General features: G+C 63.3%; 23 protein-coding genes. 10 read left to right on the top strand and 13 right to left on the bottom strand.

Features of this window, described 5'->3' with window-relative positions; all coding sequences use genetic code 11:
- Positions 1–116: 116 nt before the first annotated feature.
- Positions 117–1,139, top strand: a complete 1,023-nt coding sequence (locus GSQ88_RS00425; protein WP_159005257.1) for an LLM class flavin-dependent oxidoreductase — start codon at positions 117–119, stop codon at positions 1,137–1,139.
- Positions 1,140–1,281: 142 nt separating this feature from the next.
- On the opposite strand, the gene GSQ88_RS00430 is transcribed toward GSQ88_RS00425, so the two are convergent.
- The gene (locus GSQ88_RS00430) at positions 1,282–2,310 is read right to left on the bottom strand and encodes an alpha/beta fold hydrolase (RefSeq protein WP_159005258.1); all 1,029 of its coding nucleotides are present in this window, start codon (positions 2,308–2,310) and stop codon (positions 1,282–1,284) included.
- Positions 2,311–2,550: 240 nt separating this feature from the next.
- Between GSQ88_RS00430 and GSQ88_RS00435 the strand changes: the two genes are divergently transcribed.
- Positions 2,551–3,582 (top strand): alpha/beta hydrolase family protein, encoded by a 1,032-nt coding sequence (locus GSQ88_RS00435; protein WP_159005259.1) that lies wholly within the window; start codon positions 2,551–2,553, stop codon positions 3,580–3,582.
- A gap of 18 nt (positions 3,583–3,600) precedes the next feature.
- On the opposite strand, the gene GSQ88_RS00440 is transcribed toward GSQ88_RS00435, so the two are convergent.
- Positions 3,601–4,329, bottom strand: coding sequence for a DUF1223 domain-containing protein (locus GSQ88_RS00440; protein WP_349628194.1), 729 nt, complete (start codon positions 4,327–4,329; stop codon positions 3,601–3,603).
- Between the two features lie 219 nt (positions 4,330–4,548).
- Here GSQ88_RS00440 and glgX point away from each other — a divergent pair, with 219 nt between their 5' ends.
- The 4 genes from glgX (at position 4,549) to GSQ88_RS00460 (ending at position 8,431) form a co-directional block, all read left to right on the top strand.
- The gene (gene glgX / locus GSQ88_RS00445; RefSeq protein ID WP_159005260.1) at positions 4,549–6,663 is read left to right on the top strand and encodes a glycogen debranching protein GlgX; all 2,115 of its coding nucleotides are present in this window, start codon (positions 4,549–4,551) and stop codon (positions 6,661–6,663) included.
- Positions 6,664–6,774: 111 nt separating this feature from the next.
- Positions 6,775–7,395 carry a nitrile hydratase subunit alpha gene (gene nthA / locus GSQ88_RS00450; protein WP_159005261.1) on the top strand — a complete coding sequence of 207 codons (621 nt, stop codon included), beginning with the start codon at positions 6,775–6,777 and terminating at the stop codon, positions 7,393–7,395.
- Positions 7,392–8,051 (top strand): nitrile hydratase subunit beta, encoded by a 660-nt coding sequence (nthB, locus tag GSQ88_RS00455; protein ID WP_159005262.1) that lies wholly within the window; start codon positions 7,392–7,394, stop codon positions 8,049–8,051. Before nthA ends, nthB begins: the two co-directional genes overlap by 4 nt.
- Positions 8,051–8,431: a nitrile hydratase accessory protein gene (locus GSQ88_RS00460; protein ID WP_174247876.1), complete on the top strand. Its 381-nt coding sequence runs from the start codon at positions 8,051–8,053 to the stop codon at positions 8,429–8,431. Before nthB ends, GSQ88_RS00460 begins: the two co-directional genes overlap by 1 nt.
- 16 nt (positions 8,432–8,447) lie before the next feature.
- Here the strand turns inward: GSQ88_RS00460 and GSQ88_RS00465 are convergent, their stop codons facing one another.
- Both GSQ88_RS00465 and queC read right to left on the bottom strand, forming a co-directional pair.
- Positions 8,448–10,514 carry an HAD-IIIC family phosphatase gene (locus tag GSQ88_RS00465; RefSeq protein WP_159005264.1) on the bottom strand — a complete coding sequence of 689 codons (2,067 nt, stop codon included), beginning with the start codon at positions 10,512–10,514 and terminating at the stop codon, positions 8,448–8,450.
- Between the two features lie 225 nt (positions 10,515–10,739).
- On the bottom strand, positions 10,740–11,468 hold the full coding sequence (queC, locus tag GSQ88_RS00470) for a 7-cyano-7-deazaguanine synthase QueC (RefSeq protein ID WP_159005265.1): 729 nt from the start codon (positions 11,466–11,468) through the stop codon (positions 10,740–10,742).
- Between the two features lie 158 nt (positions 11,469–11,626).
- Here queC and mazG point away from each other — a divergent pair, with 158 nt between their 5' ends.
- On the top strand, positions 11,627–12,445 hold the full coding sequence (mazG, locus tag GSQ88_RS00475; protein WP_159005266.1) for a nucleoside triphosphate pyrophosphohydrolase: 819 nt from the start codon (positions 11,627–11,629) through the stop codon (positions 12,443–12,445).
- 40 nt (positions 12,446–12,485) lie between these two features.
- Here mazG and hflX read toward each other — a convergent pair whose 3' ends face one another.
- The 7 genes from hflX to dusB form a co-directional block, all read right to left on the bottom strand.
- Positions 12,486–13,865, bottom strand: coding sequence for a GTPase HflX (gene hflX, locus GSQ88_RS00480; RefSeq protein WP_159005267.1), 1,380 nt, complete (start codon positions 13,863–13,865; stop codon positions 12,486–12,488).
- Between the two features lie 11 nt (positions 13,866–13,876).
- On the bottom strand, positions 13,877–14,125 hold the full coding sequence (gene hfq / locus GSQ88_RS00485) for an RNA chaperone Hfq (protein ID WP_006020546.1): 249 nt from the start codon (positions 14,123–14,125) through the stop codon (positions 13,877–13,879).
- A 249-nt stretch (positions 14,126–14,374) separates the two neighbouring features.
- On the bottom strand, positions 14,375–15,745 hold the full coding sequence (gene ntrX, locus GSQ88_RS00490) for a nitrogen assimilation response regulator NtrX (RefSeq protein ID WP_159005268.1): 1,371 nt from the start codon (positions 15,743–15,745) through the stop codon (positions 14,375–14,377).
- A 17-nt stretch (positions 15,746–15,762) separates the two neighbouring features.
- Positions 15,763–18,168, bottom strand: a complete 2,406-nt coding sequence (locus tag GSQ88_RS00495; protein ID WP_159005269.1) for a sensor histidine kinase NtrY-like — start codon at positions 18,166–18,168, stop codon at positions 15,763–15,765.
- 169 nt (positions 18,169–18,337) lie between these two features.
- Positions 18,338–19,780 carry a nitrogen regulation protein NR(I) gene (gene ntrC / locus GSQ88_RS00500; RefSeq protein WP_159005270.1) on the bottom strand — a complete coding sequence of 481 codons (1,443 nt, stop codon included), beginning with the start codon at positions 19,778–19,780 and terminating at the stop codon, positions 18,338–18,340.
- A 9-nt stretch (positions 19,781–19,789) separates the two neighbouring features.
- The gene (locus tag GSQ88_RS00505; protein ID WP_159005271.1) at positions 19,790–20,953 is read right to left on the bottom strand and encodes a two-component system sensor histidine kinase NtrB; all 1,164 of its coding nucleotides are present in this window, start codon (positions 20,951–20,953) and stop codon (positions 19,790–19,792) included.
- Complete coding sequence (gene dusB / locus GSQ88_RS00510; RefSeq protein ID WP_159005279.1) at positions 20,950–21,951, bottom strand: tRNA dihydrouridine synthase DusB; 1,002 nt, start codon at positions 21,949–21,951, stop codon at positions 20,950–20,952. Before dusB ends, GSQ88_RS00505 begins: the two co-directional genes overlap by 4 nt.
- Positions 21,952–22,240: 289 nt before the next feature.
- On the opposite strand from dusB, the gene GSQ88_RS00515 reads away from it, so the two are divergent.
- Both GSQ88_RS00515 and GSQ88_RS00520 read left to right on the top strand, forming a co-directional pair.
- Positions 22,241–23,452 carry a bifunctional 2-C-methyl-D-erythritol 4-phosphate cytidylyltransferase/2-C-methyl-D-erythritol 2,4-cyclodiphosphate synthase gene (locus tag GSQ88_RS00515; protein WP_159005272.1) on the top strand — a complete coding sequence of 404 codons (1,212 nt, stop codon included), beginning with the start codon at positions 22,241–22,243 and terminating at the stop codon, positions 23,450–23,452.
- Between the two features lies 1 nt (position 23,453).
- Entirely contained in the window at positions 23,454–24,056 is a 603-nt protein-coding gene (locus GSQ88_RS00520; RefSeq protein ID WP_159005273.1) for a CinA family protein, read from the top strand.
- 4 nt (positions 24,057–24,060) lie between these two features.
- Here GSQ88_RS00520 and GSQ88_RS00525 read toward each other — a convergent pair whose 3' ends face one another.
- Positions 24,061–24,534: a type II toxin-antitoxin system RatA family toxin gene (locus tag GSQ88_RS00525; RefSeq protein WP_159005274.1), complete on the bottom strand. Its 474-nt coding sequence runs from the start codon at positions 24,532–24,534 to the stop codon at positions 24,061–24,063.
- Between the two features lie 10 nt (positions 24,535–24,544).
- Entirely contained in the window at positions 24,545–25,504 is a 960-nt protein-coding gene (gene lipA, locus GSQ88_RS00530; protein WP_159005275.1) for a lipoyl synthase, read from the bottom strand.
- A gap of 236 nt (positions 25,505–25,740) precedes the next feature.
- Here lipA and GSQ88_RS00535 point away from each other — a divergent pair, with 236 nt between their 5' ends.
- The gene (locus tag GSQ88_RS00535; RefSeq protein ID WP_159005276.1) at positions 25,741–26,379 is read left to right on the top strand and encodes a DNA-3-methyladenine glycosylase; all 639 of its coding nucleotides are present in this window, start codon (positions 25,741–25,743) and stop codon (positions 26,377–26,379) included.
- Positions 26,380–26,950: the final 571 nt, after the last annotated feature.

A 26,950-nucleotide genomic window follows, 5' to 3' on the forward strand; every position in this document is an offset into this window, starting at 1 on the left:
GTGCAGTGCGGAGGGACTGGATTCTTTCCGCTCCGCTACAGGTTTCGACGTCAGCCGGGAATTTTCGGTCGGCGCTACGCCTTCAAACGGCTCCCGAGTACCGGTACAGTGCCCGCATGAAAAAGATCGGCTTCCTTTCGTTCGGGCATTGGACCCCATCATCGCAATCCCAGACCCGATCGGCGGCCGACACGCTGCTGCAGTCGATTGATCTGGCAGTCGCAGCCGAGGAACTCGGTGCCGACGGCGCCTATTTTCGGGTCCATCATTTTGCCCGGCAGCTCGCCTCCCCGTTTCCGCTGCTGGCGGCGGTGGGCGCCCGGACCAAGCGTATCGAGATCGGCACCGCCGTGATCGACATGCGCTACGAGAACCCGCTGTATATGGCCGAAGACGCCGGTTCCGCCGATTTGATCGCCGGCGGGCGTCTCCAGCTCGGGATCAGCCGAGGCTCGCCCGAACAGGTGATCGATGGCTGGCGCCATTTCGGCTATCGGCCGGCCGAGGGCCAGAGCGATGCCGACATGGGGCGGCGTCACGCCGAGCTGTTTCTGGACGTTCTGCGCGGCGAAGGTTTTGCAAAGCCGAACCCGCAGCCGATGTTTCCAAATCCGCCGGGCCTGCTGCGTCTCGAACCGCATTCGGAGGGTCTGCGCGAGCGGATCTGGTGGGGCGCCGGCTCCAATGCCACCGCGGTCTGGGCCGCCAAGCTCGGCTTGAACCTGCAGAGTTCGACCCTCAAGGACGACGAAACCGGAGAACCATTCCACGTCCAGCAGGCCAAGCAAATTCGTGCCTACCGCGCCGCCTGGAAGGAGGCCGGCCATGCGCGCGAACCCCGGGTTTCGGTCAGCCGCAGCATCTTCGCGCTGGTCGACGATCGCGATCGCGCCTATTTCGGTCACGAGCGCGAGGCGGAAGACCAGATCGGCTTCATCAGCGCGAACACGCGTGCGATCTTCGGGCGCAATTACGCGGCCGAACCGGACGTGCTGATCGAGCAGCTGCGGAAGGACGAAGCCATCGCCGAGGCCGACACCCTGCTCCTCACCGTCCCCAACCAGCTTGGTGTCGCCTACAACACCCATGTCATCGAGGCGATCCTGACCAGCATCGCCCCCGCCCTCGGCTGGCGCTAATTCGGACTCTGGAGCGGGGTGAGATTAGGTCGCCGTCCTACTTTGCATGGGGTTGTTTTCGCTATTTTGTGCCTGACCCCTCCAGAGCACCCAGATGTGCCGTGCTGGCGCTGACAGCGAGCCAACTCCAACCCATCATGCTTTAGGGCGCAGCAATGCCCGCGATCAGCGCCTTGTCGAACCCTTCGGGGTCGGTCATCTGCGGCGCGTGGCCGTAGTCGGGAAACTCGACGAGCTTGGCGCCGGGAATGGCCTTAGCGGCCGCCTTCCCCAACTCCGGATAATTGCCGAGTTTTGCACGAAGCTCCGGCGGCGCCATGTCCTTGGCAATGGCCGTGGTGTCTTTCTGGCCGATCATCAGCAAGGTCGGCACGGCAATGTCGGGAAATCTGTAGACGACGGGCTGGGTGATGATCATGTCGTAGATCAGCGCCGAGTCCCAGGCGACCGCTTCCTTGCCCGGGCCGTTGTTGAGACCGGCCAGCATATCGACCGCGCGTTCATAACGGTCCTCCCACTTGCCTGCATAATAGGTTGATTTCTCATAGGCCCGGATGCCGTCGGCGTTGGTCTTCAACTCGCGCGCATACCACTGGTCGACCGGGATCGGCGGAATGCCCTTTGCGGTCCAGTCTTCCAGCCCGACCGGATTGACCAGCACGAGATGGCTGACGTCTTTCGGGTACAGCAGCGCGTAGTGCGCCGCCAGCATGCCGCCGGTCGAATGCCCGATCACCACCGGCTTCTCCACGCCAAGGCTGGCGAGCAGCGCATGGGTGTTGCCGGCAAGCTCCTTGAACGTGAACTGATAGGCGGCCGGCTTGCTCGACTTGCAGAAGCCGATCTGATCCGGCGCGATCACGCGGTAGCCGGCAGCGACCAGATCCTTGATGGTCGGCTCCCAGGTCGCGGAGCAGAAGTTCTTGCCGTGCAGCAGCACCGCCGTGCGTCCGTTCGGATGGTCCGGCTTGACGTCGAGATAGGCCATCTCGAGCTTCTGCCGTTGCGCGGTGAAGCTGAAGCGCTGGACCGGGAACGGATAGTCAAATCCCTCCAGCTCCGGTCCGTAGGACGGGGCCTGCTTAGGCGGCTGCTGCGCCGACGCAGATCCCGCAAACAGCGCGGCCGAAAGTACGGCGCTGACAAAAATCGTCCTAGTGTTGAATTTCATGATCTTCCCGTACGCGCCTGAGATTTTTGGGTTTTCTTGCGGCTGTCTAGCCGCGTGCGGGCCGCGCCGATAGTCAAAATCCCTTGATGGACTCCCGGCTTGATGCCGTCGTCGGCATTTGCTGCTGCGACTGGAATCGACCCCGCCACAGGCGTGGGGTAAGACTGTCCGTACCAGCCGATCCGTTGCATTTCGGCTCACGAATGAAGGCGTAACGCCTCGACTTGGAAGGAAAACACCATGCGCGCCGTGCTGCTCGCCGCCAGCCTTTGCTCCATCGCCGTCTCGGCGTCAGCCCAAACCGCCCGTCCCGACCCCGGCCCGCTGACGATCGCCCGCCAAGGCAGCTTCTTCGTCGGCGGCCGCGACGTGAAATCCGACACGCTGTCGACGCTGCCGGCCTATGCCTCCTCCGGCACCATCACCATCGACCAGATGTATGTGCGCTATCAGGTGCCGGTCGGTGAACTCGGTATTCCCATTACCTTGATCCACGGCTGCTGCCTGACCGGCAAGACCTGGGAGACCACCCCTGATGGCCGCATGGGCTGGGACGAGTATTTCGTCCGACACAGCCATCCGACCTACGTCATCGATCAGGTCTGGCGTGGGCGTTCGGCCGGCGATCCATCGGCGATCAACGCGGTGCGCAGCGGCAAGGCCCCGATCGAGCAATTGCCGACGGTGTTCTCGGCCGGCCACGAAGGCGCCTGGGCGATCTTCCGGTTCGGCAAGGAATATCCGCAAACCATGCCCGGGATGCGCTATCCGCTCGCAGCCCAAGCCGAGTTCTGGAAGCAGATGGTGCCGGACAGTCTCAACAACCTGCCGACGCCCAACCCGACCGTGCCGGCACTATCGGAACTGGCCCAGAAGATCGGCGGCACGGTGCTGATGAGCCATTCGCAGTCCGGGATCTATCCGTTCCAGACCGCGGCGCTGAGCCGCAAGGGCATTGCCGGCATCGTTTCGATCGAGCCGGGCGCCTGCCCCACCCCGACCGAAGATATGAAGCCGTATGCGGGCCTGCCGATCCTGGTGCTGTTCGGCGACTATGTCGACGAGTTTCCCCGCTGGGCGCCGCGGCTTGCGAACTGCCGCGCCTTTATCGCCGCGGCCAATGCGGCCGGCGGCAAGGCCGAGTTGTTGGTGCTGCCGGACATCGGCATCAAGGGCAACACCCACATGCTGATGCAGGACGACAACAGCCTCGATATTGCCGACATCCTGCTCGACTGGATCGGCAAGCATGTGACCACGGTCGTGCAGTAAGGCCCCGCGCCGCGGCCGTCATGAAGCGCCCGGGTGTGAGGCGCGCGAAGCTCCGACGATATGGCCGTCCGGGGCTTCCAGGATCACGGCAATTTCTTCGCCGTCCGGACGCGGCTGGTCGATATGGACCGGCGCGCCGCGCCAGTCCGCGACCGGTCGGAACGACCGGACAATGTTGGACTCCGCCATGGTGCGTCCCCGGTTCTCGCCGCGGCCGATCGGCGTCACGTGCTCGCGGTCGAAGCCGACAAGAAGCACCTTTGCTGCGCCCTGCCCTGCGCCTATGTCGATCGAGACCTTGCCATCCTTGGCGACGACGCGCACGTCAGCTTCTGTCGTGATAGCGCTGCGAGCCTTTGCGATCGCCTTGTTCACGTCGTCGCGATACGAGCCGACAAGGCCGCTCGAACCATCCACGACGATTTCCGGCGTATACGATCCATCGCCGAACCGTTGCCCATAGCGCGCCTGCCGGTCGGTCGCGGTTTGCAGGGAGAACGGATCCTTCCAACCCAAATAATCCCAATAGGTCACATGGAAGGCCAGCGCCAACACGTCGGCGCGCTGCTGCGACAGCTCATTCAGGTAGGCGTTGGCCGGCGGGCAGGAAGAGCAGCCTTGCGACGTGAACAGCTCCACCACGATGGGCCGTTCCGCAGCCGCCGCAACAGGCGCAGAGAACCCCGCGAGCGTCCCGATAACAAGCAATGGCCATGCGCGCATTTTGAACCTCCGTTTGTCGTTCACGCGTCAAGTTCGGGCGGCAGGCTCGCATGTTACGGATTTGACCCCACACGTTTAGTTGAAAGCGCAAGGGAAGCGCGGGGGCACGTGCTCCACCCATGCCGGACGTCGCGCTTGAGCAACGGGGCGCCGTTCCGCAAAAATCCCCCAACGCACTGCAACAATCCGGAGCTATCATCGTTGTAATCGGCGCATTGGGGCGCGGGTCGTTCGGGGGACAGCGTGCCAGTCAAATCAATTGAAGAAGGTCTGCCCTACCCGCTCGGCTCGCATTGGGACGGAAAGGGTACGAACTTCGCCCTGTTTTCCGCCAATGCCACCAAGGTCGAGGTCTGCCTGTTCGACGAGACCGGCGAGCGCGAACTCAGCCGCATCGAACTTCCCGAATATACCGACCAGATTTTCCACGGCTATCTGCCGGATGTCGGTCCGGGCACGTTTTACGGTTATCGGGTCCACGGCCCCTATCAGCCCGAGGCCGGGCATCGCTTCAACCCGAACAAATTGTTGCTCGATCCCTACGCGCGCGCCCATGCCGGCTCGCTGAAGTGGGATTCCGCCGTGTTCGGCTACAAGATGGAAACCGGCGACGATCTGACGTTCGACGAACGCGATAGCGCGCCCTTCATGCCCAAATGCGTGATCGTCGATCCGGATTTCGACTGGACCGGTGAAGCCGGCCGGCAGGCCGTGCCGTGGGATCAGACCGTCGTCTACGAGGTCCACGTCAAGGGCTTTACCAAGCAGCACCCAGGCGTTGCTGAAAATCTGCGCGGCACCTATGCGGGGTTCGGCAGCCAGCCGATGGTGGATTACCTGACGGCGCTCGGGGTGACGTCGATCGAGTTGTTGCCGGTCCACACCTTCATCAACGACAGCAATTTGCTGGACAAGAAGCTCACCAATTACTGGGGCTACAACACCATCGGGTTTTTTGCGCCCGATCCGCGCTACGCGTCGGACGTTCCCAACAGTTTGCGCGAATTCAAGGAGATGGTGGCGCGGCTGCACGCCGGTGGCCTCGAGGTCATTCTCGACGTCGTCTACAACCATACCGCCGAGGGCAACGAACTCGGCCCCACGCTGTCATTCAAGGGCATCGACAACGTCAGCTATTACCGGCTGCCCGCCGACAAGCGCCGCTACATCAACGACACCGGCACCGGCAATACCGTCAATTTGTCGCACCCGCGCGTCATCCAGATGGTCGCTGACAGCCTGCGCTATTGGTCGTCGCATATGCATATCGACGGCTTTCGTTTCGACCTCGGGACCATCCTGGCGCGTGAAGTTTACGGCTTCGACGATCAGAGCGGCTTCCTGAAAGCCGTCGATCAGGACCCCCTGCTCGCCCAAGTCAAACTGATTGCCGAGCCGTGGGACTGCGGGCCGGGCGGCTACCAGGTCGGCGGCTTTCCGCCGGGCTGGGCCGAATGGAACGACAAATTCCGCGATACCGTGCGCGATTTCTGGCGCGCGGAGACAAGCATTGCGGCCCTGACGCCGCGCCTCTGCGCCTCCAGCGACCTGTTCAACCATGGCGGCCGCCGCGCCTGGGCCAGCGTTAATTTCATCACCGCCCATGACGGTTTTACCCTCAACGACTGGGCCAGCTACAACGACAAGCACAACGAAGCCAATGGCGAGGACAACAAGGACGGCAGCTCCAGCAATCGTTCCTGGAATTGCGGCGTCGAAGGCCCGACCGACGACAAGGCGATCGCCGCACTGCGCCAGCGGCAGAAGCGAAACATGCTGGCGACGCTGTTGTTTTCGCAGGGCACGCCGATGATGCTCGGCGGCGACGAATTCGGTCGGACCCAGCGCGGCAACAACAATGCGTATTGCCAGGACAGCGACATCTCCTGGTTCGACTGGAATCTGGGTGACGATGCCAACAGGTTGCTCGCATTCACCAAACGCCTGATCAAACTGCGGCAGTCCTACCCTGCCCTGCGCCGTAGCCGGTTCCTGACCGGGCAATTCGACGAGGGGCTCGGCATCAAGGACGTGACCTGGATCAACGCCAGCGGCCACGAGATGCAGGACGCCGACTGGAAGAACCCATGGATGAAGTGCTTCGGCATGATGCTCGACGGCCGCGCGCAGAAGACCGGCATCAAGCGGCGCGGCGACGACAAGACCGTGCTGCTGGTCATGAATAGCTGGGAAGGACCGGTCGGCTTCACCCTGCCCGCCTCCGATACCAGCGAATCCTGGTCGCTGCTGATCGACACCAACATGCCTGATGCGGCTTCCGAAGAGCTGTTCAAGGCCGGCAGCGCCTACGAAGTGACCGGTCGCTCGCTGCTGCTGTTCGCGGTGAGTCCGGGATAGCGATCCCGCGCTGTTCTCGCCTGCGCTTTTACCGTGAGGACGGACCGGCCATGCCGGTTTGCGGGTGCGCCGATCTCGACAGCGCCCGACCGGGCGATTATTCTTAAGCCCATGAGCAACCATGATCACGATCACGACCATTCGGAATTGTCGGAGATGGAGCTGCGCACGCGCGCGCTCGAAACCATCCTGACCGAAAAAGGCTATGTCGACGCGGCCGCGCTCGACAGCATCGTCCAGGCCTATGAGAGCAAGATCGGCCCCCGCAACGGCGCGCAGGTCGTAGCAAAAGCCTGGTCCGATCCGGCCTTCAAACAGGCCCTGCTGGCGGATGCCAGCAAGGCCGTCGGCACGCTCGGCCATGTCAGCCGGGTCGGCGATCATCTGGTCGCGGTCGAGAACACGCCGCAGCGCCACAACATGGTCGTGTGCACGCTGTGCTCCTGTTATCCTTGGGAAGTGCTGGGGCTGCCGCCGGTCTGGTACAAGGCCGCGCCCTACCGTTCCCGCGCCGTCAAGGATCCGCGCGGCGTGCTGGCCGATTTCGGCGTCAGCCTGCCTACGGACACCGAAATCCGGGTCTGGGATTCGACCGCCGAGACGCGTTTTCTGGTGTTGCCGATGCGGCCGGAGGGGACCGAGGGCTGGAGCGAGGCGCAGTTGGCCGAGATCGTGACGCGCGACTCCATGATCGGAACCGGATTCCCCACAACGCCGGGCGCGCCCTCATGAACGGCGTGCACGACATGGGCGGCATGGACGGCTTCGGCAAGGTCGAGCCGGAGCCGAACGAACCGATGTTTCATACCGAATGGGAAAGCCGCGTGCTGGCGATGGTGCGGGCGATGGGGGCCGCGGGCGCCTTCAACATCGATACCTCGCGTTCCTACCGCGAGGCGTTGCCCCCTGAGGTCTATCTCACCAGCTCCTACTACAAGAAATGGCTGCTTGGCCTTGAGGAGAATTTGATCGCCAAGGGCTACATCACCACGGCGGAAGTCGCGGCCGGCCACGCGGCAGAACCGCCGAAACCGCTCAAGCATGGCAAGTTCACGGTCGACCAGGTCGAGCGCATCATGGTGCGCGGTCAATTCGGCCGTACGCCGCCGGCGCCCGCGAAATTCAAGCCGGGTGACCGGGTGCGTGCGAAGAACATCCACCCCACGACGCATACGCGGCTGCCGCGTTACGTGCGCGGCCATGTCGGCGTGGTCGAGCTCAATCTCGGCTGCAGTGTTTATCCCGATACGGCCGCGATCGAGGCCGGCGAGAACCCGCAATGGCTCTACACGGTGGTGTTCGACGGCGCTGAATTGTGGGGGCCGGATGCCGATCCGACCGTCAAGATCTCGGTTGATGCGTTCGAGCCCTATCTGGAGCCGGCATGATGGATGCGGCCGCTGCGGCGCGCGCGACCGGCGCCGTCCCCGGCATTCCCCATGACGCCGAGGGGCCGGTGTTTCGCGAGCCGTGGGAGGCGCAGGCCTTCGCGATGGCGCTGACGCTGCATGAGCGCGGGCTGTTCAGCTGGAACGAATGGGCCGCCACGCTGTCCGATGAGATCAAGCGCGCGCAGGCGGCCGGCGATCCCGACACCGGCGAGACCTATTACCGGCACTGGATGGCCACGCTGGAGCGGCTGGTATCGGCGAAGGGCGTCGCGACATCAGAGACGCTGCACCGCTATCGCGATGCCTGGGATCACGCCGCCGATCGCACCCCGCACGGCACGCCGATCGAATTGCGCCCCGAGGATTTCGAGGGGTAGGCCTCGCGTCCCGCCCTCAAAGCCTGCATTCCCAAACGCCGGCCTCGACTTCCGCAAAACCGTTATCGCGATAGAGGTTGCGCACCGGGATGTTGCGGGCGGTCGGGATGATTTGCCCGCGCAGCGCAGGCGATCTGCCTTTTATCGTGCCTCGCATCGTATCGAGGACATGACGCAGGAAGCTGTGTTCGATCCCCATTCCGAGCGCCCGGCAACTGACCACCAGACCCTGGATTTCGTTCCCGGCGACCACGGCGGCTCCGACCAGTCCGTGATGGCCGAAGCGGTCCGACACATCCAGCGCAAAAACGCAGGGTTCTGGATTGGCGGCGAGCGCCGCCAGTTCGGTGGCAGAGAACTTGCGGCCATTGGTGTTGAATTGCGTCGTGCGCTGGAACAGTTCCTCGACCCTTTGCCATCGCGCGGAGGTCGGCGTCAGGCATTCGAACCGGCATTGGATCCCGAGCGATTCGATATAGCGCGCGTCGTTCAGGGTCTCCGCCCGCAGATGCTGGCGTTCGATCTGCGCCTTGACCAGCGTGCTGCGCGCGGCCGCCTCCTCGGTGATCACCGGTAACTGCAAACGGGGATCGTTCAGCAATCGACGCCTGAGGCCGAACGGGTCCTCGCCCCAGACTTCCACCTCCGGCAGACGCTGGCGAACCCGGTCGCGTTCGACCGGATTGTCATCGATGAACAGGAACGCATCGAGCGCAAAACCCAGTTCCGCCGCGATCTCGCGGATATTGCCGACCTTGTCGTTCCAATTGATGCGCCAGGTGACAAAATCGTCGGGCTTCAGCAGACGCTGTGCCGGATAGTGATCGGGATATTTCCAGAGTTCGCGAACGGTGGCTTCGTCGTTCTTGCTGACGCAGGCCAAGACGATGCCGCGCTTCTTGAGCGCCAGCAGCGCTTCGTGCAGGCCGAAATAAAGCCCGATAAAGGAGAAGGCGCCGCTGACTTCGGGGGTCCACGCAAACGGGCTGCCGGTCTCGGCCAGCACGCCCGGCCACAACGTGCCGTCGAGGTCGAGGATGACGCATTTCTTGCGCCCGCTTCCGGTCACGGTGACCAGCGCATCGATATGCCTCGCGGCCATCAGCGCTTCGCGACCATAGGGGTCGCCATCCAGCAGGTGGGCCAGCGGAGCGACATCCGGAAAGATGCCGTGGACGGCGGCCTTTTCGCTTTCCGGCCGTTGCAGCATCCATCCGGGCGAACCGAAATGGGTGAATCCGACCTGCCCATCGTCGAGCATGCGTTCGGAGCCGACCGCGGCAAATGCTGCCGCAACGTCGACGACGTAGACACCCGGAAGCGAGTTCGCCAATTCGGCGAGCGCGACATTGGTCAGCCGGAACCGGGTGCGGTGTCCGGCAATGCCGCGCTCCGCCAGCCCCATCGGCTGCACGGTCGGTTCCGGCAGATTGTCGATCAGGATCGGCGCTGCGGTCATCTCGCGCAATTGCGTCAGAAGCTGCGTGGCAAAGGCGATGAAGGCGGCATGCGGATTGAGGCCGTCGGCGAGATCGCCGGCCACGAGATGGCGGGCCCGCAACGCGCCGATGAAGACGGCGTCATGCTTCCTCTCACCGACAAAGCGAATGTCGTCCGGAAACGTCGCCGACACCCGCAAATCGATGCCGCGCCGCGCCGCTTCCCGGCGCAGAAAATCGGCCTCCATCTGGATATCGCAATCGCCCATCAGGATGACATCGAGGCTCTCGCCGATGGCGGCGAAATCGTCGATGCCGTAGGAGGCGCCGACCGCCCAATAGGACGCCGGCCCTTGCTGCCGATCACGCCGATAACGTTCGAGGATTTCGGCCGGATCTCGGCCATGGGTGGGAGCGAGCTCGGCGCCGACCGATGCCAATTCCTGCTCGGGTGTCTGGTCGGTCAGGATCTGGCGTTCGCGCAGGTCCAGCACCGTGCGCTCAATCACCTCGCGCAAATCCGTCCGCGTATCCCGCGCTTGCGGAAACAGCGCCATCATGGCCTCGCAATCCTCCGGGATTCGGCGCGGCTCGGTGAAATGCTCGAGCAGGGCGCAGATCTCGCCATTGGCAGGCAGGCGCATATGGCTGATCGCGTGCACGATGAGTGAGCGATCGTCGCCAACCGGCAAAAGATGAACAAAGCGGGAGCGCCGCAGGATCATGCTTCGCTATAAAACAGCAAGCTCGATTCGTGGATAAAAAAATGACGCGCGACGAGGTGAATGGTCTTGCGCGTTCAGGACATGTCCAGAAATAAAAAACACAAAGCTTCCGCGTCGACGGTCGGCCGCCCGCGCCAGACGCTGCTATCCGCGCTGCTCGGCGTATTGCTTCCAGCCCTTTGCCCGCAGCGCGCAGGCCGGGCATTCGGCGCAGCCATATCCCCAGGCGTGTCGCGCGCCGCGTTCGCCAAGATAGCAGGTGTGGGAATGCTCGCAGATCAGGTCGACCAGCCCTGCCCCGCCGAGCTGGCCGGCGAGCTTCCAGGTACTGGCCTTGTCCAGCCACATCAGCGGCGTATGCAGTTCGAATGCCTTGCTCATGCCGAGATTGAGCGCGGTCTGCAACGCCTTGATGGTCTCGTCGCGGCAATCCGGATAGCCGGAATAATCCGTTTCGCACATGCCGCCGACGATGTGGCTGATGCCGCGCCGGTAGGCCAACGCCGCGGCGAAGGTCAGGAACACCAGATTGCGGCCGGGGACGAAGGTGTTGGGCAGGCCGTCCTGGCCCATCGTGATCGCGACATCACGGGTCAGCGCGGTATCGGAAATCTCCGCCAGCGTCGGAATCTCCAACGTATGGCTCTGGCCGAGTTTCGCGGCCCAATCCGTCCGTAAGGCCTTGATGCCATCGAGCAGATTGGCACGGCACTCCAGCTCGATCAGGTGACGCTGGCCATAATCGAAGCCGAGCATTTCGACCCGCGCGAAGCGTTGCAATGCCCACGCCAGACAGGTCGCGGAATCCTGCCCGCCGGAGAACAGCACCAGCGCGGTCTCGGTCTGGAACCGGTCGCTCGATTGATCGCTCATGGCGCTGCCCATAGCACCCATCGGCACCCGCGCCAATCGGTGGAAACGGCGGGAAATCCGGCGCGTTTCGCTGGGATGGGCCAGCGTCTTGCGGCATACAGGCCTGAACAACTCAGATTTCAGCGTATCCTTTCAGCGTATCCTGGCCCCGGTGCATCATGACCCCTTCCCGCGACATCAAAGGCTTGCTCGAGATCATGGCGGCGCTGCGAACGCCGGGCACCGGCTGTCCGTGGGACCTCGAACAGGACTTTGCGAGCATCGCGCCCTACACCATCGAGGAGGCCTACGAAGTCACGGAGGCGATCGCGCGCGGCGACCTGCTCGATTTGTGCGACGAACTCGGCGACCTCTTGCTGCAGGTGGTGTTCCACGCCCGGATGGCGGAAGAACAAGGCGCGTTCGCATTCGCCGACGTGGTCGAGGCGATCACGCGCAAGATGATCCGGCGGCATCCGCATGTTTTCGCCGACCATGACGGCGTGATCACGCCAGCGCATGTCAAGGGTGCGTGGGATCGCATCAAGGCCGAAGAAAAGGCTGAACGCGCGGCGCGGCGGCCGCCGGAGGCGCAGCCAACGAGCGTAGCGTTACTCTCGGGCGTCAAGGCCGGACAACCGGCACTGAGCCGCGCGATGGAGTTGCAGCGCAAGGCTTCCAGCGTCGGCTTCGACTGGAACGATCCGCGCGAGGTGCTGCGCAAGATCCGCGAAGAGGCCGACGAGATCGAAGCGGCCCTCGATCATGGCGACGCCGATGAACTCGCCGGCGAGACCGGCGATCTCCTGTTCGCACTGGTTAATCTGGCGCGGCATGTCGGGGCCGATCCCGACCTTGCGCTGCGCGGCACCAATGCCAAGTTCGAACGTCGCTTCGGCTATATCGAGCAGACGCTGGCAGCACAGGGGCGATCGCTCGAAAACGCTTCGCTGGCCGAGATGGATGCGCTGTGGAACGAGGCGAAAACGAAGGAGTGAGGGGTCGCCCCCCGCGACAACGCCACGATCATGAAGCCGCTTATACCGGGTGCGGCACCGCGTCGAAACGGTTGACCACGATGTCGCGCTTGGTTTCGTCGACGCGCACGGTCATGTCGAAGCGGCCGTCGTTCAGCTCCTTGTTGAGCACCTCGGCGTTGCGATGCAGCCAACTGATGCCGGCGCCATCGGAGGCGTCGATCGACAGATCCAGCGTCATCCGCGTTGCGGCGAGCCGGTCCTCGATCGCGGCGAGTAGCGCATCGACGCCCTCGCCGGTTTCCGCGGAGACCAGGAAGCATGGCCGCTCCGGCGGCCGGCGCATTGCGATATTGCGCAGGTTCTCGCGCTCATCCGGATCGAAGCGATCGATCTTGTTCCAGACTTCAAGGATACCCTGGCTACCATTCGGATCGATGCCGAGCTGGCGCAGCACGGTGTCGACGTCGCGCTCCTGAGCCTCGGCATCCTCATGCGCGATATCGCGGACGTGGAGGATGATATCGGCCTCCAGCACCTCTTCCAGCGTGGCGCGGAAGGCCGCCACCAGTTGGGTCGGCAGATTGGAAATGAAGCCGACGGTGTCCGACAGCATCGCCTTGCCGCCATGCGGCAGGCTGAGTGCGCGCAAGGTCGGATCGAGCGTCGCAAACAGCATGTCGGCGGCCTGCACGTCGGCGCGGGTCAGCCGGTTGAACAGCGTGGATTTGCCGGCATTGGTGTAACCGACCAGCGCGACCACGCGATAAGGCACCCGCTGCCGGCCGGCCCGATGCAGCCGCCGCGTGGCCTGGACCTTCTTGATCTCGTTCTCCAGCCGCGTGATGCGCTCGCCGATCAGGCGCCGATCGGCCTCGATCTGGGTCTCGCCGGGACCGCCCATGAAACCGAAGCCGCCACGCTGGCGCTCCAGATGGGTCCATGATCGCACCAGGCGGCTGCGCTGATAGTTCAGATGCGCCAGTTCGACCTGCAACGTGCCTTCCCGGGTCTTGGCACGTCGGCCGAAGATTTCCAGAATCAGTCCGGTGCGGTCGAGCACCTTGGTGTTCCAGGCCTTCTCGAGATTGCGCTGCTGGATTGGCGAGAGCGCGCAATCCATCACCACGAGTTCGATGTCATGTCCGGTGATGAGGCCTGTGATCTCCTCGACCTTGCCCTTGCCGAGATAGGTCGCAGGCCTGATCTCGCTGACCGCCGCGATCAGCGCCTCCGCGATGACGAGGTCGATGGCACGCGCGAGGCCGACGGCCTCCTCGAGCCGCGCCTCCGACCCGCGCATGGCATGACTCTCCGTTTGCGCCTCGGGATCACCGCGGCGCATCCGCAAATAAGGGCCGATGACGATCACCCGCCCGGTCGCTTTACCCCCCGCCGACCGCGGACGGTCGGCATTCCCCTCAAGATTTCGGGGTTCCAATCAGATCACTTTCAAGCCGGAGCATCCTCGCCGCCTTCGAACAACTGGATCGGCGCGCCCGGCATGATGGTCGAGATCGCGTGCTTGTATACAAGCTGCGAATGACCGTCGCGCCGAAGCAGCAGGCAGAAATTGTCGAACCAGGTGACAATGCCCTGCAGCTTTACGCCATTGACCAGAAAGATCGTCAGCGGTGTCTTGGTTTTACGAACGTGATTTAAGAAGGTGTCTTGTAGGTTTTGTGCGCGGTCTGCCGCCATTGTTTTTGTCCCGTTCTTTTTATTTTATTGAACCGGTTGCTGCTCTCTGATGGAGCGTCCCCCGGTTGCCGGCTTCCCCTGAGATCCCCCTCCGGGGGGCGCGGCGGCATGATTAGAAGGCAGGCGCGGTTTTTAGGCAAGCCAGTTCACGTGTGACTACCACCGCCGAAATGGGCAATTCCCGGGAAAAGTCCGGAAAATGTCCCAATTTCTCAAGCAAATGCATGGATGCGCGATCCCGGGTGGCGTTTAGCCGACGCCCAGGGCCTTGAGCTTGCGATGCAGCGCCGAACGCTCCATGCCGACAAATTCCGCCGTGCGAGAGATATTCCCGGAAAAGCGGCTGATCTGGGCAATCAGATAATCGCGTTCGAACACTTCGCGGGCCTCACGTAGCGGCAACCCCATGATGTGTTCGCCGTTGTTGCTGGTCGGCATCGCCGGCACCATCGAACCCACGTCCTGCGGCAGCATGTCCGCGGTGATGATGACCTCCGGACCGCCGCCCGCCAGGATCATGACGCGCTCGACATTGTTGCGAAGCTGCCGGACGTTTCCGGGCCAGACGTGGGACTGCAGCACCGCCATGGCGTCCTGTCCGATCTGGCGCTTCGGCAAGCCGGTCGCGACCGAGATCTGGTCCATGAAATAATCGATCAGTTCCGGAATGTCCTCGCGGCGTTCCGACAGCGGCGGCACCCGGATCGGCACCACGGAGAGCCGGTGATAGAGGTCCTCGCGGAACCGTCCTTCGGCGATCTCCTCTTCCAGGTTGCGCGCGGTGGAGGAAATAATGCGAACATCGACATTGACCTTGGCGGTGCCGCCGGAACGCTGGAATGTCTGATCGACCAGCACCCGCAGGATCTTGTTCTGGGTTTCGCGCGGCATGTCGCCGATTTCATCGATGAACAGCGTCCCGCCATGGGCTTCTTCCAGCGCGCCCGCCTTGCGCTGCTGTTCGCCATTGGACTGCTCGATGCCGAACAGTTCGACTTCCATGCGCTCCGGCGTGATCGCCGCGGCGTTGATCACGACAAACGGGCCTTCGGCGCGGCTCGAAGCATTGTGCAGCGTGCGCGCCGCCAGTTCCTTGCCCGAGCCGGAGGGGCCGACGATCAGGATGCGGCTGTTGGCCTTGGCGGCGCGTTCGATGGTCTGGCGTAACTGGTTCATGCAGGCCGAGCGTCCGGTCAACACGCTCGCCGCCGGTGCCAATTGCTTGAGTTCCTTGACCTCGCGCTTCAGCCGCGACGTCTCCAGCGCCCGGGTCGCCACCAGGATCAGCCGATCGGCCTTGAACGGCTTTTCGATGAAGTCATAAGCGCCGCGCTTGATCGCCGCGACCGCAGTCTCGATATTGCCGTGGCCGGAGATCATCACGACCGGCACGTCGGCGTGGTCTTTCTTGATCTGCTCCAGCAATTGCAACCCGTCGAGCTTGCTGCCCTGCAGCCAGATATCGAGAAACACCAGCTGCGGCCGGCGATTGGCGATTTCCGTCAGCGCCGAATCGCTGTCCCGCGCGGTCCGGGTCGAGAATCCCTCGTCGTCGAGAATGCCGGCGACCAGATCTCGAATATCTGCTTCGTCGTCAACAATGAGAATGTCATTCGCCATGGATCACGCCTGTCTTGTCAATTGCCTGTTGCGGCTTTGATTTTTGCTTGGTTATTGGTCGCTTCAACCGGTTCAACGGTTCCCGATTCCGGCGGTTTTGTTTCGGCCGCCGGGCCTTTGGTATCGACGGTCGGTACTTTCGCTTGGGTCTCGCTTGCCTCGGCTCTGTTCGGTCCAGACTGGTTCAGTTCGGGCTTGTTCACCTCATCCTTGGCCGCCTCGCCCGAGACCGCAAATCGCAACCGCATCCATGCCCCGCGTTGGCCGGGCCGGAAATCGGATGCGTCCTTGAGTTCGATTCGGCCACCATGGTCCTCCAGAACGCGACCGACGATGGCGAGACCAAGGCCGGTGCCCTTCTCGCGCGTGGTGACATAGGGTTCGAGCAAACGCGCCCGGCTGACCTTGGGCAGGCCGATGCCGTTATCGATGACGTCGATCACGATGTCTTCGTTGTCGCGCGCGGCGATGACATCAATACGACCCTTGCCGAGTTCATCCGGAGGGACGGCCTCGATCGCCTCGGTCGCGTTCTTGATGATATTGGTCAGCGCCTGCGAGATCAGCCGCCGATCGAACTGCGCCCGCAGCGGATCTTGCTTGATTTCGGCTTCGATATCGACGTCGGGATGCCCGACCCGCATCAGGAACACCGCCTGCCGCACGGTGTCGGAGACGTCCTCGCCTTCCATGACCGGCTTCGGCATCCGTGCGAAGCGGGAAAATTCGTCGACCATCCGCCTGATGTCGTCGACCTGGCGCACGATGGTGTCGGTGCATTGCTCGAAGATCGCCTTGTCTTCGGTAATGACTTTGCCGAACTTGCGGCGAATGCGCTCGGCCGAGAGCTGGATCGGCGTCAATGGATTCTTGATTTCATGGGCGATGCGGCGGGCCACGTCGCCCCACGCCGAAGTCCGCTGCGCCGAGACCAGTTCGGTGATGTCATCGAGCGTGATGATGAAGCTGTCGCGCGCCTGGCTCGTCGACTCGGCGCTGACCCGAACCGACAGATTGCGCTCGTGGCCTTCGCGGTTGATGGTGATCTGGCCCTGAACCAGCCGCTGGTTGCCCTCGCGCGCCGACTGCATCATATCGTCGAGTTCGGGCAGCACCTCCGATAGCGGATGACCCAGCGTCTCGGATTCAGCGTGGCCGATCAGTTTTTCGGCGGAACGGTTCATGATGCCGACGCTGCCGGAGGCATCGACACCAATGATGCCGGCGCTGGCTGACGACAGCACGGCCTCGATGAACCGGCGGCGGCTGTCGATCAGATCGCTGGCGCTGACCAGTTCGTCGCGCTGGGTGCGTAATTCCTGCGTCATCTTGTTGAAGGTCTCGCCGAGTTGGGCGAGATCGCCTTCCGATTTGTGCACGGGCACCTGTACGTCGAGATTGCCGGTCGAGACCATATTGGCGGCGCTCATCAGCCGCTTGATCGGCGACACCAGCCAATTGGAGAAATTCAAGCCGATCAGCACCGAGGCCATCAGGATGGTCAGCGCGATCACCGCGAAAATCAGCGCGAAATTGGCCTGCAGACCTAGCCGGCGCGATTCCATCTCGGCATATTCGGCGACGCTGGCTTCGGTTTGCCGCAGCTGCGCGACCACGCGGGGATCCAGCAGCCGAGCCACGTAAAGGAATGTATTGTCAAACGCCCGCAGCCGGATCACCGCCGCCACGTAGTTTTCGGGGAACACCGAAATCTCAGGCTCGTTCTCATTGACGTTGCTGAGGAACTCGGCGGGCGGCGGCTTGAAGTTGAGCTGAACGCCGGTTTCCGCCTTCACCAGGGGCGTGGCATCCTTGTCGATCAGCATTGCGACCGGGAGATTGCGCGCGGCAGCACTCGCGGTCAAAAGCTCCTGGAACGTGCCGCGGTCCTGGTCGTAGAGCGGCCGGGCACGCGCGATGTCGTTGGCCATTCCCTGAATGTCACCATGGATGAGCTGCGCATGCTCATTGGTGTAAGCCCTGGCAATGCTCAGCGAGTTCTGAATGACCTCGCGGGTCGGACCTGAAAATAGTCGCTCGAACCCACGATCGATGGTCAAGTTGGCGATGATCGCGACCAGGACCGCCGGCAACACGGCGATCACGGAGAAAAGGCCGACGACCTGGAAATGCAGCCGCGCCGCCGCCCGACCGCGGCGGCGGTCCTGGAGCATCTGCCATATCTCGCGGATGATGAAGCCGATCAGCACCAGGATGGTGGCGCCGTTGATCAGCATGAAGGTGACAGCAACGTCGCGGGTCGGCGCGACCCGGGTCACGCCGGTCAGCACCACGAAGGTCAGGAAGGCCGACAGCAGCGCCAGGCCGACGGCAAACGGCGCCAGCCACCTCCGCAAGAGACCCCTCTTGGATTCGGCAAGCGTCGGATCGAACGGTGGGGTCGAAGGGTCTGCGCTGGTCATTCCGGCAATGGGGCTGAAGGCCGTCTGGTCGCCGGAGTTGTCCAGCGACAGACTGATGCATTCATATCACAATGTTGCCGAATTGCGACAATTCCGCGGCGTGCCCCTCCGAGAAAAGCGACGTTCCCCGTGGTTTTACTGCCTCATTGCGGGAGGTTACGCCGTCTCGCTAGCCCCCGCTCCGGTACACCTGAATATCCAGATCTCGGATCTTCTTGCGCAGCGTGTTGCGGTTGAGGCCCAAAAGATCGGCGGCGCGGATCTGATTGCCCCGGGTGGCGGCCAGCGCCGCCGTCAGCAGCGGCACTTCGATCTCCTTGAGGATCCGGTGATAGAGGCCGGGCGGCGGCACGCCATTGGGAAATCCGGAGAAGTGCGACGACAGATAGGCCTCGACCGCGCCGCCGAGATTGTCGACGCCGAGGGAAACACTGCCGCCCGAGTTCACGGCAGGCGGTGCCAATTCGCCGTCGATCACCGAACCCGTGATCACGTCCTGCGGATATAAGGCCGCCAGCCGGCGCGCCAGGTTCTCCAGTTCGCGGACGTTGCCCGGCCAGCGATGCTGCTTCATCCGTTCCAGCGCCAGCGCATCGAGCTTCTTCGGCGGCAGGCCGTCCTTTTCGGCCAGCGCGAAAAAATGCCGGATCAGGTCGGGCAAGTCCTCGATCCGCTCGCGCAACGGCGGAAGCCGCAGCGGCACCACGTTGAGGCGGAAGAACAGATCCTCGCGGAACAGGCCCTGTTGAATCAGGATCCGCAGATCCTTGTTGCTCGCCGCCACGATCCGCACGTCGGTCTTGATCGGCGTGCGACCGCCAACGGTGGTGTATTCGCCCTGCTGCAGCACGCGCAGCAGGCGGGTCTGCGCCTCCATCGGCATGTCGCCGATTTCGTCGAGGAACAGCGTGCCCCCTTCGGCCTGTTCGAACCGTCCGGAAGCCCTCGTGTTGGCGCCGGTGAACGCGCCGCGTTCATGGCCGAACAATTCCGATTCAATCAGGTCACGCGGGATCGCCGCCATGTTGACGGCGACGAACGGACCGTTGCGACGCTTGCCGTAATCGTGCAGCGCGCGCGCGACCAGTTCCTTGCCGGTGCCGGATTCCCCTGAAATCATCACCGTAAGGTCGGTCTGCATCAGGCGCGCGAGCACCCGATAGATTTCCTGCATCGCCGGCGAACGGCCGACCAACGGGATGGAATCGAACTCGGCTTCATCGGCGGGGTTGGCGATACGTTCCTTCGGCTCCGCCAGTGCGCGGCCGACGATGGCGATCAGTTCCTTGAGGTCGAACGGCTTGGGCAGATATTCATAGGCGCCGCGCTCGGACGCACGGATCGCGGTCATGAAGGTGTTCTGCGCACTCATCACGATAACCGGCAGATTCGGCCGCATCTTCTTGATCCGCGGCAACAGATCGAATGCATTCTCGTCCGGCATCACGACGTCGGTGATGACGAGATCGCCCTCGCCCTGGCTGACCCAGCGCCACAAGGTCGCGGCGTTCCCGGTTAGCCGCACCTCATATCCGGCACGCGAGAGCGCCTGATTGAGCACGGTACGGATGGCGGTGTCGTCATCGGCGACAAGTATGCTACCTGCGGGCATTGTTAATCCTCATCTTGAGTCCTGTGACGTACCCGAAACGTCATCGCGGTTGCTTTGATCGAAATGTTTCGCGCTGTTGAACATCGGCAGCAGCACCCGGAAAGTGGTCTTCCGCGGCTGCGATTCGCACTCGATGATGCCGCCATGGTCGCCGACGATCTTGGCCACCAGCGCCAAGCCAAGCCCGCTGCCGGTTTGTTTGGTGGTGACGAACGGATCGAACAGATTTGGCAAGAGGTCCTCGGGTACGCCCGGCCCGTTATCCTTGACGCAGAACTCGAGCGGCAATGACACGCGGGATTTCTTGCCCGGCACCGAAAGCCTAACGCCCGGACGAAACGCCGTGGTGAGCTGGATTTCCGCGTCAGAGCCGAGATCGGCGACGGCTTCGGCGGCGTTCTTCACCAGATTGAGAAATACCTGGATCAACTGGTCCTGATTGGCCAGCACCGGCGGCAGCGACGGATCATATTCCTCGACGAAGCGAATATTGCGGGCGAAACCGGATTGCGCCAGCCGCTTGACGTGATCGAGCACGGAATGAATGTTGACGGGACCGCGCGCCACCGGCCGGTCGTCACCGAACACTTCCATGCGGTCGACCAGCGTGACGATGCGGTCCGCTTCATCGCAGATCAGTCGCGTCAGCATGCGGTCTTCGGACGAGGCCGCCTGCTCCAGCAATTGCGCCGCGCCGCGGATACCGGACAGCGGGTTCTTGATTTCGTGCGCCAGCATCGCCGCCAGCGCGATCACCGAACGCGCGGCACTTCGGTGCGTCAATTGCCGGTCCATCTTGTCGGCGATGGTGCGCTCCTGCAGCATCACGACGATATGGCCGGGCCGTTCGGTCAGCGGCGCGACGTGCAGATCCACCTGGCGGTCGCCACCGATCCGCGGTGTGCCCAGATCGACCTTGTATTCATTGACCGGCGAGCCGCTGGCGCGGACCTGCTCGATCAGGGCCAGCAACGGGCTGCCGAACGGCACCAGTTCCTTCAGCGACTGGCGCCGCAGGAATTGCGTCGAAATCTCGAAGAAGGATTCCGCCGCCATGTTGGCGTCGACGATCTTGCCATCGGGCCCGACCAGCAACACCGGATTGGGAAGCGCGTTGAGGATGGCCTCGCCATCGGACGGCGCTGGCCGGAGATGTTCCACGGCTCTCGTCATGCAGCTGCGCTCCATGCAAAGTCGTCGAATGCATCTTGCAGCGCGCGATGCACGCCGGCGGGATCACTTGATGTCAGAATCTTCTGCCGCCAGGCCTTGATCGTCGCGGCCGGCGCCCGGCTGCACTGGGAGGCTGCGTCCAGCGCCCAACCGAGATGTTTGCGCGCGTGGCGCAGACCGATACGCAGACCATAATGGCCACAGATTTCATCATAGAGCGCGCGGATGTAGCCGAGTTGTTGCGCCAGCGACGGCGCGGATTCGGCGGCTCCGCCCTGAAGACGACGGCCGATCTGGCCCGGCAGCCAGGGCTGGCCCTGCGCGCCGCGGCCGACCATCACGGCATCGGCGCCGGACATTTCGAGCGCGGTGACGGCTTTTTCGAACGAGGTGATGTCGCCGTTGACGACCAGCGGAACCGCAACCGCATCCTTGACGGCGCGCACCGCGCTCCAATCGGCTTCGCCCTTGTAGAACTGGCAGCGCGTGCGGCCATGCACCGAGATCATCTGTACGCCGGCTGATTCGGCGCGGCGCGCCAATTCGGGCGCATTGAGCGAGCGATCGTCCCAGCCGAGCCGCATCTTCAGCGTCACCGGAATTTTGACCGCCGATACCGTGGCCTCGATCAAGGTCAGGGCATGATCGAGATCGCGCATCAGGGCCGACCCGGATTGGCCCCCCGTTACATGGCGCGCCGGACAGCCCATATTGATGTCGATGATGTCGGCGCCCGCGGCTTCCGCGATCCGTGCGCCCTCCGCCATCCAATCCGCCTCGCAGCCCGCGAGCTGCACAACATGTGGGCCGACCCCGGTCGCCTCGCAGCGTAACCGCGACATCGGGCGGCCATTGACGAGATCGTTGCTGGCGGTCATCTCGGACACGACAAGTCCGGCTCCGAGCGTTGCACACAGACGTCGAAACGGGGCATCGGTGATGCCCGACATCGGCGCCAGGAAGACCGAATTGGAGACTGTAATACCGCCTATTTTCAAAGGCTTAAGGCACGACGATGGCGAGCCGGTCACGGGTGTCTCGTTTTTCCGCCTGCCGCATCATTGCGACGGCTGCTGCACATTCTGCGCTCAAACCTTGGGCAGTCAAGCTTCATGCCTACACTTTAGACAGTTCTATCAAATGTGCAAGTGCACTGCAGCAAAAACAAGTTTTCCCACAGCTATTGGGAATCGCTCTGTTTTTGGGCCGCTGGCATGATAAGGGCTGTGCGCCGGCCAAGCCGATCCGCCCCGAAAACAACCTTGAATTGCCTTTCATTGAGTCACCATGTCCAAATCTGAGCGTACCGCAGCCATCCTTGTCGCAGCCGGACGCGGACTTCGCGCCGGCGCGGGAGGTCCCAAGCAATATCGCGAGATCGGCGGCCAGACCGTGATCTATCGGGCGATGGAGGCATTTTGTCGCCATCCGCAGGTGTTCGCGGTGCAGCCGGTTTTAAATCCCGACGATGCCGCGGTTTTCAACGAGGCCGTCAGCGGCTTGCGCCACGCACCGCCCGCCAATGGCGGGGCCACGCGCCAGGCCTCGGTGCACGCCGGCCTTGAAGCGCTTGCGAGCGAGAAGCCCGATATCGTTCTGATCCACGACGCCGCGCGGCCGTTCGTCACGGCGGCGGTGATCTCGCGCGCCATCGAAGCCGCCGGTCGCACCGGCGCTGCCGTTCCCGCGATTGCCGTCACCGACACCATCAAGCTGGTTGGCGCGACCGGGAATGTCGAAGCGACCCCGGAGCGCGCGCGGCTGCGCATCGCGCAAACCCCGCAGGCGTTCCGGTTCGATGTGATTCTCGATGCGCATCGCCGCGCCGCGCGCGATGGCCGCAGCGATTTCACCGACGATGCCGCGCTGGCGGAATGGGCGGGATTGACGGTGGCGACCTTTGAAGGCGATCCTGCAAACATGAAACTGACGACACCGGAAGATTTCGCCCGCGAAGAAGCCCGCCTTGCCGCAGCGCTCGGCGATATCAGGACCGGTACCGGCTATGACGTTCACGCCTTCGGCGACGGCGATCACCTGATGATCTGCGGCGTTCGGGTGCCGCACAGCCGCGGCTTTCTGGCGCATTCCGATGGCGACGTCGGCCTGCACGCGCTGGTCGACGCTATTCTCGGCGCGCTGGCGGACGGCGATATCGGATCGCATTTCCCGCCCAGCGACATGAAGTGGAAGGGGGCGGCGTCCGACCGCTTCCTGAAATACGCCGTCGATCGCGTCACCGCGCGCGGCGGCCGTATCGCCAATCTCGAAGTGACCATGATCTGCGAGCGTCCGAAAATCGGACCGCTGCGCGACACCATGCGCGCGCGGATCGCCGAGATCACCGGCTTGCACATCTCGCGTGTCGCAGTGAAAGCGACCACCAGTGAGCGGCTCGGCTTTACCGGCCGCGAGGAAGGTATCGCGGCGACCGCAAGCGCCACCATCCGCCTTCCCTGGGACGATAAGGGCCCGAACGATCAGGGCCGGAGCGACTGACATGAGCGGCAGCGACGCCCGCGCCCTCTCCCGCTCGCTGCTCGATTTGTGCCGGATGCGCAAGCTGACGATCGCCACGGCCGAATCCTGCACCGGCGGATTGGTGGCGGGCGCACTGACCGACATTCCCGGTTCCTCCGACGTGATCGACCGCGGTTTTGTCACCTATTCCAACGATGCCAAGCGCGCGATGCTCGGCGTCGAGGCCACCACGCTTGCAACCTTCGGCGCGGTCAGCAAGCAAACCGCGACCGCGATGGCGATCGGTGCGCTGGAGAAAGCCGGCGTCGATCTCGCGGTCTCGATCACCGGCATTGCCGGCCCTGGCGGGGCCACGCCGGGCAAGCCGGTAGGCCTGGTGCATTTCGCCGCCGCCGCCCGCGACGGACGCATCCTGCATCGCGAATGCCGCTTTGGCGCGATCGGACGCACCGCGGTGCGTCAGCGCTCCGTTGTGGAGGCGCTGCGCATGCTGATGGAGCTCGCGCGCGGGCCGCAACCGTCCGCCAAGCCCCAGCGAGAAACCACCAGCCGCCTGCGCCCGCGCCTCGCCCGCTCGCCGCGCCGAACCGCGGTCAAACGGCGGCGTCCGACGCGGGCGTGAGGCCTTACGACGACTTTGCAATGTCCGGTTTGCCGTAAACCACGTCGGCGCGCTTTTCGAAGGCTGCGGCAAAACGTTGAAACGCGGCGTCGAACATGGTGCCCATCAACAGCGCGAGCATCCGGCTCCTGAATTCGTAGCTCAGGAAAAAGCCGACGTCGCAATCGGTGTCGGATTTCGGCTCGAAGGTCCAGCGGTTCTCCAGATTGCTGAACGGCCCCTTGAGATATTCCACCAGGATTTTCAGATTGGCGCGGTCGAGCGTCACCCGGCTGGTGAAGGATTCCCGCACCAGCTTGAACGACACCGTCATGTCGGCGATCACGATCTCGGTGCCGTCCGCCTGCGGCGTACGCTGACGGATCTTCAGCGACTGGCACAACGGCACGAATTCGGGATAGCGCTCGACATCGGCCACCAGATCGAACATCTGGGGCGCGCTGTGATGAACGCGGCGCTTGCTGGAAAATCTCGGCATTATCGAACGCTCAGCGGGAGATCGCCGCCCGCGCCGCCGCGAGTTTCGCAAAATCGTCGCCGGCGTGATGCGACGAGCGGGTCAGGGGGCTCGCCGATACCATCAGGAAACCCTTGGTATAGGCCACCTTCTCGTAGCCGGCGAACTCATCCGGCGGCACGTAGCGCATCACGGCGTGATGCTTGCGGGTCGGCTGCAGATATTGCCCGATGGTGAGGAAATCGACCTCGGCGGTGCGCAAATCGTCCATCACCTGCAGCACTTCATGGCGCTCTTCGCCAAGCCCGACCATGATGCCTGACTTGGTGAAGATGGTGGGGTCGAGTTCCCTCACCCGCTGCAGCAACCGGATCGAATGGAAATAGCGCGCTCCCGGGCGCACCGTGAGATAGCGCGACGGCACCGTTTCGAGGTTGTGGTTGAATACGTCGGGTTTCGCCGCAACCACGATCTCCAGCGCGCCTTCCTTGCGCAGGAAATCCGGGGTCAGGATCTCGATCGTGGTGCGCGGGCAGCGGGCTCGGATCGCGCGGATGGTCTCGGCAAAATGCGCGGCGCCGCCGTCGGCGAGGTCGTCGCGATCGACCGAGGTGATCACGATATGGGCGAGCCCGAGCTTGAAGGTCGCTTCCGCGATATGCGCCGGCTCCAGCGGATCGAGCGCGCCCGGCATGCCGGTCTTGACGTTACAGAACGCACAGGCCCGGGTGCAGGTGTCGCCCATGATCATGAAGGTAGCGTGCTTCTTGTCCCAGCACTCCCCGATGTTCGGGCAACCCGCCTCCTCGCACACCGTGACGAGGCCGTTTTCCTTGACGATATTGCGGGTCTCGGCATAGCCGCGCGTATTCGGCGCCCGAACCCGGATCCAGTCCGGTTTCGGCGGCGACAAGGCGTCCGGCCGGTTCACCTTTTCGGGGTGACGCGGGCGCAGCGGCGTGGCTGAAATGGTATCGACGACGACGACCATGCACTATCCGTTCTCAACAGATGCCCTATAGCCCCGTTCCGACGGAATCGGAACGGGGCTATAGTCTTTTGTTTTGACGCGTTTTCTTCATGCGAACCGGTGCCCACTTCGCTCGAAAACGCTTTAGCTAATCCGCCTGACCGGGAATCGCAACCGCTCGCCATGGACGCCTGGAACCTCTAGCATATCGGCCTCCACGCAGTTCCGTCCGCCCCGCCCGCCGCTGATCGTTTTGAATGGCTCGAAACCGCATTTCCGCGACCCGAATCGCAACCGAGGCACCTGCCCCCAAATTGGGGCGGCCGCTGAAGCGTTCGTTCTTCGACCGCAGCGTCCATGACGTCGCGCCCGATCTGATCGGGGCGACCCTTTTGGTCAATGGCGTCGGCGGCATCATCGTCGAGGTCGAAGCCTATCACCAGACCGAGCCGGCCGCGCATTCGTTCAACGGGCCGACCCCGCGCACCATGGTGATGTTCGGACCGCCCGGTTTCTCCTACGTCTATCGCTCCTACGGCATCCATTGGTGCGTCAATTTCGTCTGCGAAAAAGCAGGCTCCGCCAGCGCGGTGCTGATCCGCGCGCTGGAGCCGACCCATGGCCTCGCCGCGATGCGCCGTCGTCGCGGCGTAGAGGATGAGCGCGCGCTGTGTTCGGGGCCCGGCAAGCTGTGCGAAGCGCTCGGGATCACCATCCGGACCAGCGAGCTGGCGCTCGACCAGCCACCGTTCGGATTGCATGCACGCATCGGCAAAGCCGATATTGCCACCGGTGTCCGCATCGGAATCACCAAGGCTGCGGATTTGCCGTGGCGCTACGGCCTGAAGGGATCGAAATTCCTCAGCAAGCCGTTCGCGAGATCAAGCGTCGCTTGACCGCGATCCAGGTTCCCACGCAACCGCCGGATCGGTTGAATGTCCCGGAGCCGATAAGAAAAAGGCCCCGGTTAAGGGGCCAATCTCATTAGTGGTGGTGATGGTGATGGTGGTGATGATGGTGCGCGCTGGCCGCCGACGGCGCGACAACGGCCAGGGTGAGCAAAGCTGCGAAAACATAGGCGAGTGACTTCATGGAATCCCCCTTGGATGATTCGAGTGCAATCACGATAGCGTAAGCGCTGTGACTAGGTTCCCGAACACATAATAATGTGACCGATCGTTCATCCGCCGTTCAGAGAGCTCGATGGATGTGCCGCGGCATCCGCTAATTGCTGGCAGATATGATTTGACGGTCTCGCGACGCGATGCGCCCGAGTTTTGCAAAAACGTTTGCCCTCAAAAAGAGAGGGCGCAGGGAAGACCGGGTGCGCGCTGCACCCGCGATCTCGCGTGCCAAGATACACATAGCAACGCGCACACGAGCATACAGGTTCAGCGGAAACACTCCGGCCTTCCCTGCGCAATGGCCTTACAGCTTATATCGTGCTCTCCCCGGCGAGACCTGGCT

Source organism: Bradyrhizobium sp. S69 (assembly GCF_009766005.1).
GTDB lineage: Bacteria > Pseudomonadota > Alphaproteobacteria > Rhizobiales > Xanthobacteraceae > Bradyrhizobium.